Annotated in this window: 13 protein-coding genes; 10 read left to right on the plus strand and 3 right to left on the minus strand. The window is 72.6% G+C overall.

The annotated features are described in order from the left end of the window. Positions 1-4: 4 nt before the first annotated feature. The 4 genes from cydB to crcB are packed head-to-tail and all read left to right on the plus strand — an operon-like array spanning position 5 to position 4,938. A complete protein-coding gene (cydB, locus tag PT931_RS18115) occupies positions 5-1,000 on the plus strand; it encodes a cytochrome d ubiquinol oxidase subunit II (protein ID WP_456246908.1) in 996 nt (331 codons plus the stop codon). After that, on the plus strand, positions 997-4,239 hold the full coding sequence (cydD, locus tag PT931_RS18120; protein WP_456246909.1) for a thiol reductant ABC exporter subunit CydD: 3,243 nt from the start codon (positions 997-999) through the stop codon (positions 4,237-4,239). Before cydB ends, cydD begins: the two co-directional genes overlap by 4 nt. Next, complete coding sequence (locus tag PT931_RS18125) at positions 4,220-4,561, plus strand: fluoride efflux transporter FluC (protein WP_456246910.1); 342 nt, start codon at positions 4,220-4,222, stop codon at positions 4,559-4,561. The genes cydD and PT931_RS18125 overlap by 20 nt, the downstream gene beginning before the upstream one ends. After that, the gene (crcB, locus tag PT931_RS18130; RefSeq protein WP_456246911.1) at positions 4,558-4,938 is read left to right on the plus strand and encodes a fluoride efflux transporter CrcB; all 381 of its coding nucleotides are present in this window, start codon (positions 4,558-4,560) and stop codon (positions 4,936-4,938) included. Before PT931_RS18125 ends, crcB begins: the two co-directional genes overlap by 4 nt. Positions 4,939-4,963: 25 nt before the next feature. On the opposite strand, the gene PT931_RS18135 is transcribed toward crcB, so the two are convergent. Further along, entirely contained in the window at positions 4,964-5,626 is a 663-nt protein-coding gene (locus tag PT931_RS18135) for an AMIN-like domain-containing (lipo)protein (RefSeq protein ID WP_456246912.1), read from the minus strand. 1,011 nt (positions 5,627-6,637) lie between these two features. On the opposite strand from PT931_RS18135, the gene PT931_RS18140 reads away from it, so the two are divergent. The 3 genes from PT931_RS18140 to PT931_RS18150 all read left to right on the plus strand — a co-directional run bounded on the left by PT931_RS18140 (position 6,638) and on the right by PT931_RS18150 (position 9,345). After that, a complete protein-coding gene (locus tag PT931_RS18140; RefSeq protein WP_456246913.1) occupies positions 6,638-7,618 on the plus strand; it encodes a tyrosine-type recombinase/integrase in 981 nt (326 codons plus the stop codon). Between the two features lie 76 nt (positions 7,619-7,694). After that, positions 7,695-8,342: a hypothetical protein gene (locus tag PT931_RS18145; protein WP_456247115.1), complete on the plus strand. Its 648-nt coding sequence runs from the start codon at positions 7,695-7,697 to the stop codon at positions 8,340-8,342. 574 nt (positions 8,343-8,916) lie between these two features. Further along, the gene (locus PT931_RS18150) at positions 8,917-9,345 is read left to right on the plus strand and encodes an NUDIX hydrolase (RefSeq protein WP_456246914.1); all 429 of its coding nucleotides are present in this window, start codon (positions 8,917-8,919) and stop codon (positions 9,343-9,345) included. A gap of 798 nt (positions 9,346-10,143) precedes the next feature. On the opposite strand, the gene PT931_RS18155 is transcribed toward PT931_RS18150, so the two are convergent. Continuing rightward, a complete protein-coding gene (locus tag PT931_RS18155; protein ID WP_456246915.1) occupies positions 10,144-10,980 on the minus strand; it encodes a DUF3152 domain-containing protein in 837 nt (278 codons plus the stop codon). Positions 10,981-11,086: 106 nt separating this feature from the next. Between PT931_RS18155 and PT931_RS18160 the strand changes: the two genes are divergently transcribed. Genes PT931_RS18160 through PT931_RS18170 form a run of 3 tightly spaced genes read left to right on the plus strand, consistent with a single transcriptional unit; the run spans position 11,087 to position 15,491 of the window. Beyond that, a complete protein-coding gene (locus PT931_RS18160) occupies positions 11,087-12,697 on the plus strand; it encodes an IucA/IucC family protein (RefSeq protein ID WP_456246916.1) in 1,611 nt (536 codons plus the stop codon). Then, entirely contained in the window at positions 12,694-14,388 is a 1,695-nt protein-coding gene (locus PT931_RS18165) for an IucA/IucC family protein (protein ID WP_456246917.1), read from the plus strand. Before PT931_RS18160 ends, PT931_RS18165 begins: the two co-directional genes overlap by 4 nt. Beyond that, complete coding sequence (locus PT931_RS18170) at positions 14,385-15,491, plus strand: alanine racemase (protein ID WP_456246918.1); 1,107 nt, start codon at positions 14,385-14,387, stop codon at positions 15,489-15,491. Before PT931_RS18165 ends, PT931_RS18170 begins: the two co-directional genes overlap by 4 nt. Here the strand turns inward: PT931_RS18170 and PT931_RS18175 are convergent. After that, positions 15,478-16,527, minus strand: a complete 1,050-nt coding sequence (locus PT931_RS18175; RefSeq protein WP_456246919.1) for a zinc-binding dehydrogenase — start codon at positions 16,525-16,527, stop codon at positions 15,478-15,480. The two genes, PT931_RS18170 and PT931_RS18175, sit on opposite strands and share 14 nt — an antisense overlap. Positions 16,528-16,529 lie beyond the last annotated feature (2 nt).

The following is a 16,529-nucleotide window of genomic DNA, read 5'->3' on the forward strand; positions in this document are numbered from 1 at the left end:
GGCCGTGGAACTCACCACCCTCTGGTTCATCCTCATCGCCGTCCTCTGGACCGGCTACTTCGTCCTCGAAGGCTTCGACTTCGGCGTCGGCATGCTCCTGCCGGTCCTCGGCCGCGACAACACCGAACGCCGCGTCCTCATCAACACCATCGGACCCGTCTGGGACGGCAACGAGGTCTGGGTCATCGTCGCCGGCGGCGCCACCTTCGCCGCCTTCCCGCACTGGTACGCCACCCTCTTCTCCGGCTTCTACCTGCCGCTGCTGGCCATCCTCGTCGCCCTCATCATCCGCGGCGTCGCCTTCGAATACCGCCACCAGCGCCCCGACAAGCAGTGGAAACAACGCTGGGACCTCGCCATCATCGTCGGCTCGACCGTCCCCGCCCTCCTGTGGGGAGTCGCGTTCGCCAACATCTACCGCGGCGTACCCATCGACGCCGACAAGGAGTTCACCGGCACCGTCCTGAGCCTGCTCAACCCGTACGCCCTGCTCGGCGGCCTCACCTTCGTCGGCCTGTTCGTCACCCACGGGGCCTTCTTCCTCGCCCTCAAGACCGGCGGCGACATCCGGGTCCGCGCCAACGCCCTGGCCGCCCGCGCCGGGGGAGTCACCGCCCTGCTCGCCGTCGCGTTCCTCGCCTGGACCCTCGGCCTGCGCTACGACCCCGCCGCCCTCGCCACCGCGATCCTCGCCGCCGTCGCGCTCCTGGCCGCCCTCGGCGCCCACCGGGCCGGCCGCGAAGGCTGGGCGTTCGCCGGCACCGCCGCCACCATCGCCCTCGCCGTCGCCACCCTGTTCCTCGGCCTCTACCCGAACGTCATGCCCTCCACCACCGACGCCGCGTACTCCCTGACCGTCACCAACGCCGCGTCCACCCCGTACACCCTGAAGATCATGACCTGGGTCGCCGTCATCTTCACCCCCATCGTCGGCTGCTACCAGGCCTGGACCTACTGGGTGTTCCGCAAGCGGATCAGCGTCAAGGACATTCCCGCGTGAACCCCCGCCTCCTGCGCCTCGCCGGCCCCGCCGTCGCCGCCGTCATCGCCCTCGGCGCCACCACCGCCGCCCTCGTCATCGCCCAAGCCCTCATCCTGTCCACAGCCCTCGCCGCCGCGTTCACCGGAGACACCACCGGCCTGCCCCGCGCCCTCGCCCTGCTCACCCTCGTCATAGGAGGCCGCGCCGCCGTCGCATGGGCCAGCGAGGCCGCCGCCCACCGCGCCTCCGCCGCCGTCAAATCCGCCCTGCGCACCCGCATCGTCACCCACGCCCTGCGCCTCGGACCCGCCTGGCTCACCGGCCAACGCACCGCCGACCTCACCAGCCTCGCCACCCGCGGCGTCGACGCCCTCGACGGCTACTTCGCCAGGTACCTCCCACAGCTCTTCCTCGCCGTCCTCGTCCCCGCCGCCGTCCTCGCCGTCCTCGCACCCGCCGACTGGGCCTCCGCCGCCATCATCGTCGTCACCCTGCCCCTCATCCCGATCTTCATGGCCCTCGTCGGCATGGCCACCGCCGCCCACACCCGCCGCCGCTGGCTCGCCCTGCACCGCCTCAGCCACCACTTCCTCGACGTCGTCACCGGCCTGCCCACCCTCAAGGTCTTCGGCCGCGCCAAAGCCCAGGCCGCCCAGATCGCGAAGATCACCGACAACTACCGCACCGCCACGCTGGCCACCCTGCGCCTGGCGTTCCTGTCCTCCCTCGTCCTGGAACTCCTCGCCACCCTCTCGGTCGCCCTCGTCGCCGTCGGCATCGGCCTGCGCCTCGTCGACGGCCACCTCACCCTCGCCACCGCCCTCCTCGTCCTCCTCCTCGCCCCCGAGGCCTACCTGCCGCTGCGCGCCGTCGGCACCCACTACCACGCCAGCGCCGACGGACTCGAGGCCGCGAAAACCGCCTTCGAGGTACTCGACACCCCGCTCCCGCCCACCGGCACCCTGCCCGCGCCCCCGCCCCGCCTCACGGTCACCGACCTCACCGTCGGCCACTCCGACCGGCCCACCCCCGCACCCGCCGGCCTGACGTTCACCCTCAACCCGGGGGAGTACGTCGCCGTCACCGGACCCTCCGGCACCGGCAAGACCACCCTCCTCAACACGCTCCTCGGCTTCACACCCACCGACGCCGTCACCGTCGACGGCACCGCACTGTCCGACCTCGACCCGCGGGCCTGGCGACGCACCATCGGCTGGGTACCCCAGGAACCCCACCTCGCACCCGGCACCGTCGCCGACCTCGTCGACACCACCGCCCACCCCTACCTCGACGACCTCGACCCCGCCCAACCCATCGGCGAACACGGCACCGGACTGTCCGCCGGCCAACGACGCCGACTCGCCCTCGCCCGCGCCCTCGACCGGCAACCCGCCCTCCTGCTCCTCGACGAACCCACCGCCGGAGTCGACCCGCACCGCGAACACCTCATCACCGACGTACTGCGCGCACACGCCGCCCGGGGAGCCGCCGTACTCGTCGCCACCCACCGGCCCGCCGTCATCGCCGCCGCCGACCGGGTCATCACCCTCGACGTGGCGGAACCACCCGAACCCGCCGCACCGCGACCGGCACAGCCGCAGCCCACCGCCGGGCCGGGCGCACCGGTCACCGCTCGCGCCGCGACCCCGACCCTCGACCGGCCGGCCCCCGCCGGTACCCGTCGAAAGGTTCTCCGTCGTCGTCTGGCTCTCGCCTGGGGGACCGGCACCCTCGCCGCCACCTGCGCCGTCGGCCTCACCGCCACCGCCGCCTGGCTCATCTCCCGCGCCGCCCAACACCCACCCGTCCTCTACCTCATGGTCGCCGTCGTCGCCGTCCGCGCCTTCGGCATCGGCAGAGGCGTCCTCCGCTACGTCGAACGCCTCACCGGCCACGACGCCGCCCTGCGCATCCTCGCGAAACTCCGCGTCACCACCTGGAACCGCCTCGAACGCTCCGACGCCGACCTCACCCGCCGCTCCGGAGACCTCGCCACCCGCTTCGTCGACGACATCGACACCCTCGCCGACCGCTGGCTCCGCGTCGCCCTGCCCTACGCCACCGCCGCCACCGTCGGCGCCGCCGGCATCACCCTCAGCACCCTCCTGCTGCCCGCCACCGGCCCCGCCCTCGCCCTGAGCCTGCTCACCGTCGCCGTCGCCGCACCCTGGCTCGCCGGCCGGCACGCCCGCCGCGCCGAAGCCCACCTCGCACCCCTGCACGGCCACCTCGCCACCCACATCCACACCACCCTCACCACCGCCGCCGAACTCACCGCCCACGACCGGACCGACCGGGCCCTCGCCGACCTCGCCACCGCCGACACCCGCCTCACCGCCGCCGAACGCCGCGCCGCCACCGGACGCGGCACCGCCCTCGCCCTCACCGCGGCCGCCGCCGGGGGAGCGGTGCTGGCCGCCCTCGCCCTCGCCGCCCCCGACCCCGGCGTCGACCGCGTCCACCTCGCCGTCCTCGTCCTGCTACCCCTCGCCCTGCACGAACTGTTCGCCACCCTCGTCCCCGCCGCCGCCACCTGGCCCCGGATCCGCGCCGCCCAGGACCGCGTCACCGCCCTGGACCCCGGAACCACCCGCCCCGCCACCGCCACCCCCTCCGGCCGCCACGACCTGCACGTCGAAGGACTCACCGCCCGCGGCCGCACCCTCCCCGACCTGCACATCCCCGCCGGCACCGCCCACGTCCTCACCGGCCCCTCCGGCAGCGGAAAATCCACCCTCGCCGCCGTCACCACCCGCTTCTGCGACCCCACAGCCGGCCGGGTACTCCTCGGCGGCGTCGACATCGCCACCCTCGACCCCGACACCCTGCGCCGCACCATCGGCCTGTGCGCCCAGGACGCCCACCTCTTCGACAGCACCATCGCCGCCAACCTGCGCCTCGCCCGCCCCGACGCCACCGACGACGACCTGCACACCGCCCTCGCCGCCGCCCGCCTCGACGACTGGGTCCGCACCCTCCCCGAAGGCCTGCACACCCACGTCGGCGAACACGGCACCCACCTCTCCGGCGGCCAACGCCAACGCCTCACCCTCGCCCGCGCCCTCCTCGCCGACTTCCCCGTCCTCGTCTTCGACGAACCCACCGAACACCTCGACCCCGCCACCGCCACCGCGCTCCAACACGACCTGCTCGCCGCCACCACCGGCCGCACCGTCCTGCTCATCACCCACCAGCCACCACCCGCCGGCATCCCCGTCACCACTACCATCACCAGCCATGAACTGGCGCACGCTTAGCGTCATCGCCGCGGGCGGCACCCTCGGCGCCCTCACCCGCCACGCCCTGGCCACCGCCTGGCCCGACCTGTGGGGCATCCTCGCCGTCAACATCACCGGCTGCCTGCTCATCGGCGTACTCCTCGCCCGCTGGCCCCGGCACCGCCTGTTCCTCGGCGTCGGCTACCTCGGCGGGTACACCACCTTCTCCACCTACATCCTCGAAGCCCAGCAACTCCTCGACGCCCACCGGCCGGGGATGGCACTGCTGTACCTGACCGTGACACCCGTCGCCGCACTGGCCGCCGTCACGCTCGGGACACTGCTGGGGCGGCGCGCGTGACCTGGCTCCTCGTCGCCCTGGGCGCCGCCGTCGGAGCACCCCTGCGCTACGTCACCGACCAGTGGATCCAACGCCGCCACGGCCGCCCGTTCCCCTGGGGCATCCTCGCCGTCAACACCGCCGGCTCCCTGCTCCTGGGCTTCCTCGCCGCCGGCGTCCTCCTCGGCGCCGTCGGCGACGGCCTGTGGAACCTCCTCGGCACCGGACTGTGCGGGGCGCTGACCACGTACTCCACGTTCAGCTACGACATGATGGCCCTCATCGAACAGCGACGGGGCCACCACGCCCTCGGCTACGCCACCGCCAGCATCGGCGCCGGACTCGCGGCCGCGTACCTGGGAGCCGGCGCTGCCTGGCTGCTGTGGGGGAGCGGCTAGCGGCCGGGACCGGGGCCGGGGGCTGCTAGCCCTCCACGTCGACGACCACCACGAACGCCCCGTCGGCCCGCTGCCCCTCGGCGACCCGGACCCGGACCCGCTCGTCCGCGCCGACCGGTCCGGCCAGCCCGATCCCGTACCGCACGACGCCCTCGAAGTCCTCGCCCTTCGCGAAGCTCACGATCCTGCTCAGTGCCACCTTCGGCGGCGGCTGCGACGTCACCGCGTTGGCCTGCGCCCCGTCGAAGCGGATCTGGACGACCCCGCCGGTGTTCTCCAACGGCACGGGCACACCCCGACCGCCGTCGAGGAGCTCGCGGACGAAGCGCACGTCGTACGTCGGGACGGCGTGGGTGAACACGAACGTCAACCGGTTGAACCCGGAGTGCTGCCCGGCCGCGATCGACGTGACCCCCGACAGCGGCGGCACCGGGTTCTGGTGCGTGACCGTGCACGCCGCGCCACCGCCGGGCCACATCCAGTCACACTTCGTGGTGTAGGTGCGGTAGTTCTCCGACGGACCGGCGGCGGTCGGCGTGTTCACCGGGGGAGTCGGGGTGCCCGTCCGGGCCGTGGTCGGGGTCGCCGACGACGACGGGGGAGCGGGACGCGGCTCGGACCGGGTGCACCCCGGCGCGGCCACCAACAGCACGAGGCACACGGCCCCCACAGTTGCACGCCTGTTCATACCGTCATGGTGCGCTCGCGGCGCGGGCAGCACCATCACGCAATGTGACAGATTGTGTACCGCACGATTCGGGGAGTGTTCGCAACCGGGAGCGAGTGGTTCTCGTCGCCCCGGGGAGGGCCTCCATTCGGCTTACTTAACATAATGTCGATTATCGCCACAGGATGAGTGGGTGCGGGAAGGCGCTGGAACGGGGTTGTCCGACGTGGCCGGCACGGTGCGGGCCTGGCGTCCATCCCGAGGTTCGCGCGCGTGTTCGTCCGTCTGGATCTGCGCGTGAGCGGCATGGCTCGGCTTGAGGCGCGGGCCCGGGCGGGCGGAGTGTTCCGGCGGGAGCGAGTTCCGGACGGCGGCGGGTCCCCACATTGCCCGCCGATGGACGCCGACAGAGGCGGTCTGCCACGAAGGCCCTCGGCGACGCCCCGAGTCACCAGCCTCCCCGACTCCGGCCCCGGACACTGACCCGTTGTTTCGTCACCGTGACGGAAGCAGGTGCTTACGGGAAGATTCAGCCGAGTCGAGCCCGAAACACCAAATCAAGATCCAAGACCTTTTTATGGTTACGGAGATAGCCGACCCGGGCCCTGGAGGCACTGCCCAGGGCGTTCGCCCCGCCGCCCAGCCCGGGCGCGGGGACATCCCGAACACACATTCGACCCGCCGCACCCACCACGGCCTGGCACGCGAAACGGGGCCTCCGCACACACCAGATCCGCCGCGCCACCCGGCCGCGCCCAGGATGCCGGCGAGCCGGTCCGTGACCAGCCTGGAGCCGTCTCGACGCGCCGGGCGGGCCCCAACACGCGTCCACCTTCCCGGCACACCCCATCGCACCTCCCTGTCGACCGTCAGCCCCGCGGGCGCGAGCGGAAGTCCGCGCCACCCCGCCCGGTTGCCCCACCCCCGGCCGCGCGCCCGCCCGGTACCCCTCCCATGAATTAAGCATAAGTGGCGTTATGCGGACAAAACACCTATTCGGGTAGTGTCACACCCGGAGGCCATACTGAACGCGTGATCCGGATCATCGACGCGATAGACGGCTTTTTCACCGCGCGCGCCCCGCGGAAGGACTCCCCCCACACCGTGGCGGCGTACCGGCGGGATCTGATGTTCGTGTCCGCTCTCCTGGCCGAGCGTGCCGGGGTGCCGGTGGAGGCCCTCCCCTGCTCGGCGCTGGCCCTGTCCCCCTTGCGGAAGGCGTTCGCGGCGTTCGCGGACGGCCGGGCGAAGTCGTCGATCGCCCGGTGCTGGTCGACGTGGAACACGTTCTGCGGTTTCCTCGTCTCCGAGGGCGTCCTGGAGGGCAATCCGATGGCCGGGGTGGCCCGGCCGCAGCCGCCGTCGCGCCAGCCGAAGCCGTTGCGGGGCGAGGACACCCCCGACGACCTGCTGGTGGCGTTGGCCAGTGGGGCCCGCAAGGCGCGCGACCCGTGGCCGGAGCGGGATCTGACGGTGATCGCGACGTTGTTGTTGACGGGGTTGCGCAGTGCGGAGTTGTTGGCGTTGACGGTCGGGGATCTGGCGGGGCCGGTGGGTGAGCGGCGGTTGTCGGTGCGGGCGGGTAAGGGTGACGCGGACCGGTCGTTGCCGGTGGAGCCGGCGTTGGAGAACCTGATCGAGGGGTACGTGTTGTCGCGGCGGGCGCGGTTGCCGCAGGAGCGTCGTCCGTTGCCGACGATGGCGGCGTTGTTCGTGGACGGGCGGGGTGAGCGGTTGACGCGCAACCAGTTGCAGTATCTGGTGCGGCAGTGTTACCGGTACTCGGGGGTGTCGGACCGGGTGGAGCGGGGGGCGTTGGTGCACGCGTTGCGGCACACGTTCGCGACGCGGTTGGGGCAGTCGGGGGCGTCGGCGATGGAGATCATGGAGTTGTTGGGGCATCGGTCGTTGTCGGCGAGTCAGGGGTATCTGAAGACGACGGCGCGGGAGTTGCGGGACGCGGCGCGCTCGAATCCGTCGTACCGGTTGTTGGAGCGGTTGCAGGAGTCGTAGGGCGTCGGAGTGCGGCTTTGTCGTACCGGTGTGCTAAAAATTGCCGGGACGTTGTGACTCTGGGAGGTCAATCGTGTTGTCCACTGAGGAAGTGGAGGGTCTGCGGGCTGTCTTGGAGTCCGGCAAGCGGCCGCGGGTGATGTTCGCGCCGTCGGCTGGGCAGATGGCGGGTCAGCTGGGTCAGGTGGTCCGGTTGGATGATCCGTCGGATGGTCCGGAGTTCGTGACGGTGCGGTTCGGTAAGGATGAGTTGGGGTTCTCCCCCGCTGATCTGCTGGTGCCGCCGAAGAAGATGCCGGCTCCGCGCGCGCCGGAGCCGGAGCCTGAGGTGGTGGCGGAGCCTGTTCTGGCGGGGCCGCCGTTGTTGCCGCCGGCTCCGAAGCCGACAATTACGACTATGGAGACTGGTGCTGTGGAGAAGGTTGTCGCGCCTCGTAAGCCGGCGAAGGTGAAGGCTCCGGCGGAGTTGACGGTGACGTTGACGTGTCAGGAGGGTGTGTGGTCGGTGCAGGCGGCGCGGGGTGTGAAGGTGGTGGCGAAGCCGACGCCAGTGCGGGCTCCGGACGCGTTGGCGATGGTGGCGTTGTTGGATGCTCCGGCGGTGCGGGAGGCTGTGGAGGATCTGGTGTCGGCGGCGCGCGCGGCTGCTGAGGAGGAGGCTGACCGGTTGCGGCGGCAGTTGGCTGAGGTGGAGGCCAGGTTGGCGGAGTTGCCACAGTCGTAGGTTGGTTGTTGTGGTGTGGTGGCCGTCGTGCCGGGGTGTCCCGGGCGGCGGTCTTCGCGTTGGGGGGCTCCTCCGGTGTTCGGGGCGTTGCGAGCTCCGGCGGCCCGCGCCCCGCGCACGGCCGGGGTTTCCCCCGGTGTCCGGGGCGTTGCGGGTTCCTCCGGTGTTCTGGAAGCTGCGGCTCCCCCGGTGTCCGCACTCTGTGGTCCGCGGCCTGTCCGACGATCCCGTGCGGTTGGACCTTCGCCGTCTCCTTGCGCTTTCCTGACGCCGGACTTCCGTGGTTCCTGGGCTTCCCTGCGGCTGGACCTCCCATGACTCTTGGTGCTTCCTCGCGGCTGGACGTCCGACGGCCCCTGGTGCGTCGTGTGCGTCGCCGTCCGACAATTCGCCGAGGTGACCGTCTCCTCGTCCCCCCTGCGCCCGCGCTCAACTCTGTGTGGCGGCCCTGGTCGGTGGTCTTTGGGTCAGCTGGTGGCGCTGGCGTGCCCGGGTGACGTGGACCGGGCCGTGCCGGGTGGCTGTGGCGGGACGGGGCTGACGTTCGTCGTGCTGTTCGGCCATGATGGCGCGCATGGAGAAGCGTCAGCGGGTGTCCGCCTACGGGGTCGTGGTTCGCGATGGTCGGGTGTTGCTGGTCCCGATCGCGCGGACGGAGGTTTCGGGCGAGGTGGGTCTGTGGATGCTGCCCGGTGGTGGAGTCGAACACGGTGAGCATCCGGAGGAGGCGGTGGTCCGGGAGCTGGCCGAGGAGACCGGGTACGCGGTGCGGGTGGACGGGCTCTCGCATGTGGGGTCGGATCATCGCCGGTTGGAGCTTCCCGGGCTCTCGGTGGACTGGCACTGCGTGTACCTGGTGTACCTGGTCGCGGTGACCGGTGGGCAGCCCCGTGCCGAGCTCGACGGCACGATGGGTACTCCCACGTGGTTCGACCTGGAGGATCTGCCGGTGATGCATTCGACGAGTCGGACGATGCTGGACCGGGTTCTGGCTGGCGGCTAGGCGGGTTGCCGGCTGCGGCCGGCGACCTGTGGCGTGCCCGACCGCCGGGTGTCCGTCTCGGCTCGTCCTGTGCGGCTGCGGCGCGCCGCCGGGTCAGGTGGCGGGCCTCGCCGGGCGGTGAGTGCCTGCGAGAGTCCCCTACATGTCGTGGTCATCAGTGCGGAGTACGTGGCGGACGGCGGGGGCTTCGGTCACCGGACCGAGGCTTTCCCTCTGCTGTCGCATGTGAGCTTCGCTGACCTCGGACTGTGATGTGTCGGGGACATGTTCCAGTCTTCGTCGAGTGTTTGGTCAGGGCTGTGGACGGTGCCGAGGGGTGGGCGTAGCCGTGGTCCGCTTGCCGGATCGTTCGGCCAACTGGGTTCCCCCTCGCACTCCCCTGCGAGGCGACCATCGGAGAGTGGCGGGGCGGTGGGGCTGCTCGGTTACGCATCCCCGTGACCTCCGGGTATCCCCGGCGCTGGCTGTGGTGACCGGCCATGTCGGGGCGCGCCTCCTCCCCCGATGCTGCGGGAAGCGGGTGGCGTTCCGGGCGCCGGTCGTGGTTGGTTCCGGTCTGCGCCTCGGCCAGCGTCTCGTTCCCTGCGACCGGGGATGTTCGGGTCTGTGGCCGGGCCTGGGCGCGCCGCCGGCTGTGTCCGGGCACGGCTACCGGCTCCGCGCACGGCTACCAGTCCGGATGCGCTAGGGATTCATCGTCTGGCGCGCCGATGCGGAGCCGACGGCTCATGTCCCGGCCGACGTCCCATTCCCCCTATGTCCCGCTCCCCCTGTGTGCGGATCTCCGCAGGTGGGGTTCTAGTCGGTGGGGATGGGGTCGGGGTACTGGCCGGGGTTGCCGGCGTTGCGGATGCCCTTGACGGGGTAGGGCCAGGCGCTGGCGGCGCAGCCGTGCAGGCCGAGGGTCTGTTGTTGCATGACGGGGGCGGCGTTGCCGGTGGCGGGGCACAGTTCGTGGTCGTAGCCGAGGCGGTGGCCGGTCTCGTGGTTGAGGGCGTATTGGCGGTAGGCGTCGAGGGGGGCGCCGTAGTCGGGTACGGAGCGGGCCCAGCGGGCGACGTTGAGGATGATCTTGTCGCCGGTGCGGCAGTTGGTGTACCGGTCGGCGGGGTCGCCGCAGAGTTTGGCGCGGGTGCCGGGGGTGACGAGGTAGATGGTCATGTCGGCGGGTTGGGCGGCGGCGACGCGTTGGAAGCGCCAGGCGCCGGCGGAGGTCCAGCCGCGGGGGTCGTTGTAGGTGTTGTCGATGAGGGTGGCCACGGTGGTGGGGTCGAGTTGGGTGAGGCCGTTCTCGATGGCGATGTGGTAGCGCAGGAGGGTGCCGGTGGTGCCGCGGACGGGTCCGGTGTCGCCGATGGTGGTGTAGGTGCCGGGGCCGTCGGCGGGGTAGGTGAGGGGGGCCGGGCCGGTGGTGGGTGCGGCGCTGGGGGCGGGTGCGGTGTTCGCGGGGCCGGCGGGGGGTGTGGTGGTGGCCCGGGCGGGGGTGTCCTCGAGGGTGCGGAACGCGAGGGCGGTGCCGGCGGTGAGGGCTGCGAGGGCCAGGACGATGCTGGCGGTGATGGGGGCCGCCCGGCCGGGGCGCCGGGCGTGGCGGGGTTCGCCGGCGTCGTGTCGGTGCTGCTCGGGCGTGCTCATCGGGGCGTAGCCTGCCACGGTGCGGGGTGGGTGACCACTGGCCTAACGGCTGAGGTGAACCGCCTGTAAGGTTGCCCTTACTTTTCGGATTGGGGTGTTTGGGTTCGTGTCGACCCCGTTGGTGGAACTTCCGGGTGCCCGGGCCGCGGTGCTGGGCAGGGTGTGGGGGGCGTTGTGCAGGGAGCCGTTGCCGGGGGTGGTGTCCCGGGAGTCGGTGGCGGGCGAGACGGTGGTGACGCTGGCTGACGGGCGCCGGTTGGTGGGGCCGGCGGAGGCGGGGGTGCCGTTCGCGGTGTGTCCGGCGGGGTTGACGGTGACGTTGGGCGGGGTCGGGTACAACGATCCGGAGCGGCTGGCGGCGGGGTTGGGTTGGCCGGCGCGGGTGCGGGCGGAGTTGGCGGACAGTGTGGCGAACCTGGCCCTGTCGCGGACGGCCCCCGGACACGCCCCGGGTGCGGCGGGCCCCGGGCCGGCGACGGGGGCGGATCGGGGCGCGGTGGGCGCTGGCGGGCGGGCCCCGGGCTCACCGGGCGCGCCTCTCTCCCCCGGCGGCGCGGGGTCTGCCCACCTCACGGGGACGTCCGGGGGCTCCCCTGTCCCCCGGTACCCGTCGGGTGGTTCCTGGGTTCCGTGGGATCTGGCGGATGTGGAGGCCCGGGTGGTGGACGGTCATCCGTTGCATCCGTTGTGCCGGACGCGCACGGGCATGTCGGCGGCGGAGCAGGTGCGTTTCGCTCCGGAGTTCCGTCCGGTGGTGGATGTGGATCTGGTGCGGGTGCGGGCGGCGGACTGGGTGGGGGTGGGTGACTGGCCGTGGCGGGATGGTGCGGACTTCCTGTTGCCGGTGCATCCGTGGCAGCGGGAGCATGTGTGGGCGGGCGGCGCGGTGGTGGCGGGCACGGTGCGGGGGCGGCCGTTGATGTCGTTGCGGACTCTGGTTCTGGCCGACGGGTGGCATGTGAAGACGGCGGTGAGTGTGCAGATGACGTCGGCGGTGCGGACGGTGTCGGCGGCGTCGGTGCGTAATGGTCCGGCGTTGTCGGCGTTGGTGGCGTCGTTGACGGGCCTGGAGGTGTTGGGCGAGCCGGCGGCGGGGTCGGTGGGTGGTGACCGGGAGCGGGCGGCGGTGTTGCGGGCGGGTCCGGTGCTGGGTGCGGGTGAGTGGGTGTCGGCGGTGTCGGCGTTGTGTGCGGGGCCGGAGCCGTTGGTGGTGGGGTTGGCGGGGGCCGATCCGGTGGGGTGGGTGTCGGCGTTGGTGGACGCGGTCCTGCCGCCGTTGTTGGCGTTGTTGACGGTGGGGGTGGCGTTGGAGGCGCACGGGCAGAACACGATGGTGGTGTTGCGTGATGGTCTGCCGGTGCGGGGGGTGTACCGCGATTTCGGCGGGGTGCGGGTGTCCCCCGCGTTGTTGGCGCGGCACCGGATCGACTGTCCGCCGTTGTTCGGGGATGTGGCGACGGATGATCCGGCGGTGTTGCGGGCGAAGTTCGCGTCTTCGGCGTTGTCGACGTTGTTCGGGGAGGTGGTGGCGGTCCTGGCGCGGGGTACGGGGGTGTCGCCGCGGTTGTTGTGGTGGCCGGTGGCGCAGGCGCTGTCGGGGCACGGGGCTCTGGTGCGGGGGCCGTGGCCGGTGAAGGCGTTGATGACGATGCGGTTGGCCGCTGATCCGTTGGAGGATGTGTGGGCGTGGGTGCCGAGTCCGGTGGGGGCGTTGTGACGGTCGCTCCGTCGACGTTGCCGGCGTTGTTGGCGGCGGCCGCGGCGCGGGCGGTGCCGCAGTTGCCGCACGGGTTGGTGGGCGGGTTCCGGGCGGCGTTGCCGCGGGCGGCGGCGCATGTGTGCGCGCGTCTGGCGGGTGCCCTGTACACGGAGGATGTGGCGGGTCTGCGGGGTGGTTTGCGGGCTCTGGGTGATGTGTGGGTGTGGCCGGCGTTGTCGGGTGGGGTGGTGACGTTCGCCGGCGAGGTGGGGGCCGGGTCGACGTTGTCGCTGGTGGGGCCGGTGTGGCATGAGGCGGGGTGTGCGCGGGTCGCGGTGACGGACCCGGCGGCGTTGTTGACGTTGCTGGTGGGTCGGGAGGTGGGTTCGTTGCCGGCGGAGCTGGTGGACGCGGTGGTGAACCTGGCGATCGGGACGGCGCGCCGTCCGGTGGTGGACGGCCCGGACGCGGTGTCGGTGGCGGGGCGGCTGGGGCCGGATGAGGGGGTGTTGTTCCTGGAGCGCCTGGCGACGGAGGGGCACAATCTGCATCCGTGCGGCCGGACGCGGCTGGGGATGAGTGTGGCGGACGTGTTGGCCTATGACCTGGAGGGTCCGGGGCTGGACCTGGCGGTGGTGGCGCTGCGGTCGGATGTGCACGTGGGTGACGATGTGGGGGCGGCGTTGGGCCTGCCGGCGGCGCCGGAGGGGTACGTGTCGCAGCCGGTGCATCCGTGGCAGTTGACGGAGGTCCTCCGCAAGCGGCACGCCGGGGCGGGTCGTGCGGGTTTGTGGCGGCTGGTGGAGGGGGTGCGGGTGCCGGCGGCGCCGACGGCGTCCCTGCGCACGGTGCTGACGTCTTCGGGGCAGTTGGTGAAGGTGTCGTTGGATGTGCAGATCACGTCGACGCGCCGGTCGATCTCGGTGGCCACGGCCCGTAACGGTCCGCCGGTGTCGGCGTTGGTGGAGACCCTGTTGGCGGGTACGGGCGGGGTGTTGTTGGGCGAGTTCGCGGGCGCGGGGGCGCTGCTGCCCGAGTCGGAGCGGGATGTGACGGCGGTGGTGCGCCATCCCCTCGCCGGGGTGGTGGCCGGGGGTGAGTTGGCGGTGCCGGCCAACGCGTTGCCGGCGGTGTGCCCGGTGACGGGTTCCACCGTCCTGGAGCTCCTCGCCGCGGCGCATCCGGGCGGTCCGGTGGCGTGGCTGTCGGGGTACGCGGGTGCCCTGTTGGGGCCGGTGCTGCGGTTGTTGGCGCACGGGGTGGGCCTGGAGGCGCATCTGCAGAACTGTGTGCCCCTGTTCCGGGGCGGGGAGTGCGCGCGGATGGTGTTCCGGGACCTGGGTGGGGTGCGGCTGCACGGGCCGCGGTTGCGGGCGGCGGGGCATCCGTTGACGTTGTGGCCGGGTTCGGTGACGGGCACCGATGATGTGGACTCGTTGCGGGCGAAGGTGGCGTACACGGCGTTGGGTAACCATCTGGGGGCGGTGGTCGACGGCCTGGGGCTGGGGGCGGTGGGCTGGGCGGCGGTGGGCCGGGTGCTGCGGGAGGTGTACGGGCCGCTGGTCGACGATCCGCTGGTGGGTGCGGCGGCGGCCAGGGACCTGGCGGTGTTCACGACGGAGCCGTGGGCGCACAAGGCCCTGGTGCGGATGCGCATCGAAGACGGCGGTGACGTGTACGTGCCGGTCGACAATCCCCTCGCGGCGTGATCGGCGACGCGGCGCGCCCGGTGTGCGCGTACCTGTACGACCCGGGTGTGCTGGCCGACCGGTTGTCGGCGGTGCGGGCGTCTTTGCCGGCGGGTGCGGGCCTGTTCTACGCGGTGAAGGCGAACTCGCATCCGGCGCTGCTGGAGGCGGCCGTGGCGGTGGCCGACGGCCTGGAGGTGGCGTCGGGCGGTGAGCTGGTGAAGGCGGTGGCGGCGGGGGCGCGGCGGATCGTGTTCGGCGGCCCGGCGAAGACCGACGCGGAGCTCCTCGCCGCGGTGGCTGCGGGGGCGATGGTGAACGTGGAGTCGGCGTGGGAACTGGCCCGCCTCGACCGGCTCGCCGACCGGCCGGTGGACATCTGCCTGCGCGTCAACCGGGCCACCTCCCCCCTGTCGGGGTCGCACCGGATGACGGGCGCGCCGACCGCGTTCGGGATCGACGAGGAGGCCCTGCCGGGGGTGCTGGGGGCGGCGCGGCGGGCCCGGCGGTTGCGGCTGCGGGGTCTGCACCTGCACGCGGTGTCCAACAACCTGGACGCGGCGGCGCACGCCCGGTTCGCCGCGGACTGTGTGGCCTACACCGACACGGTGCTGCCGGGCGCGGAGGTCGTCAACATCGGCGGCGGCCTGGGCGTGGACTACACGGGCGACGACGCGTTCGACCTGGGGGTGTTCGCCGCCCGGGTGCCGGTCGATCCGCGCCTGGTCGTGGAGGTGGGCCGGTACGTGGCCGCCCCTGCCGGGCGGTACGCGGCGGAGGTCCTGGACCTCAAACGCAGCCACGGGCACTGGTTCGCGCTCCTGCGGGGCGGCACGCACCATTTCCGGTTGCCGGCCGCGTGGGGCTACGACCATCCGTTCACGGTGCACCCGGTCGACGGGTGGCCGTACGGGCTGCCCCGGCCGGAGGTGCGCGGGGTGCCGGTCACCGCCGCCGGGGAGCTGTGCACGCCCCGCGACATCCTGTGCCGCGAGCAGCCGGTGGACGTGCTGCGCGTCGGGGACGTGCTCGTGTTCGACCTGGCGGGCGCCTACGGCTACGAGGTGTCCCACCACGACTTCCTGTCACACCCGAAACCGCAGGTGCTGCTCAGATCTCGATGAGGACCTTCAGGGCGCGCCGTTCGTGCATGGCCGCGTACCCGTCGGGGGTGTCCTTCAACGGCACGGTCATGTCGAACACCGGTGACGGGTCCAGGGTGCCGGCGAGGACGTCGGTGAGGAGTTCGGGGATGTAGGCCCGGGCGGGGGCGACCCCGCCGCGCAGGGACACGTTGCGGTTGAACATGTCGGCGATGTCGACCCCGGCGCTGCCGCCGTGCGGGACACCCACGTAGCCGACGGTGCAGCCGTCGCGGGTGGCGGCCAGGGCGGTGCGCATCGACTCCTCGGTGCCGACGGCCTCCACGACGTGGTGCGCGCCGTGCCCGCCGGTGAGTTCACGCACGGCGGCGACGGCGGCCTCGCCGCGTTCGGCGACGATGTGGGTGGCCCCGAACGCGGCGGCGATGGCGGTGCGGCCGGGGTGGCGGCCCAGGGCGATGATGTTGCGCGCCCCCAGGCGGCGGAACGCCAGCACCGCGCACAGGCCGACGGCGCCGTCACCGACGACCGCGACCCACCCGTCGGGGCCCGGGCCGGGGCCGGCGAGGGCCCGGATCACGGCATGGTGGCCGGTGGACATGACATCGGACAGGGACAGCAGGGCCGGGGTCAGCGCCGGGTCGGTGCCCTCGGGGACCTTCACCAGCGTCCCGTCGGCGTAGGGGACGCGCACGGCCTCGCCCTGCCCGCCGTCGGAACCGGGCGAGCCCCAGAACCCGCCGTGCGGACACGACGTGTGCAGGCCCTCGGTACAGAAGTCACACACCCCGTCCGACCACACGAACGGGGCGATGACGGTGTCCCCCGGCCGCACCGTCACCACGTCCGGGCCGACGGAGTCCACCACGCCCACGAACTCGTGCCCGATGCGCTGCCCCGGTTTCCGTTTCGACACGCCCCGGTACGCCCACAGGTCACTGCCGCACACGCACGCGTGCGTCACCCGCACCACCGCGTCCCCTGGGTCGCGCAGCGCCGCGTCGGGCACCTCCGTGACCCGGATGTCGAACGGGGCGTGGATGGTCGTGGCGCGCATGA

It is taken from the genome of Longispora urticae (assembly GCF_053902585.1).

Bases quoted from the DNA above. Each gene is read 5' to 3' on its own strand.
- PT931_RS18135 (WP_456246912.1), bottom strand. From the start codon at position 5,626: ATGAACAGGCGTGCAACTGTGGGGGCCGTGTGCCTCGTGCTGTTGGTG.
- PT931_RS18155 (WP_456246915.1), bottom strand. From the start codon at position 10,980: ATGAGCACGCCCGAGCAGCACCGACACGACGCCGGCGAACCCCGCCAC.
- PT931_RS18175 (WP_456246919.1), bottom strand. From the start codon at position 16,527: ATGCGCGCCACGACCATCCACGCCCCGTTCGACATCCGGGTCACGGAG.
- PT931_RS18125 (WP_456246910.1), top strand. From the start codon at position 4,220: ATGAACTGGCGCACGCTTAGCGTCATCGCCGCGGGCGGCACCCTCGGC.
- PT931_RS18150 (WP_456246914.1), top strand. From the start codon at position 8,917: ATGGAGAAGCGTCAGCGGGTGTCCGCCTACGGGGTCGTGGTTCGCGAT.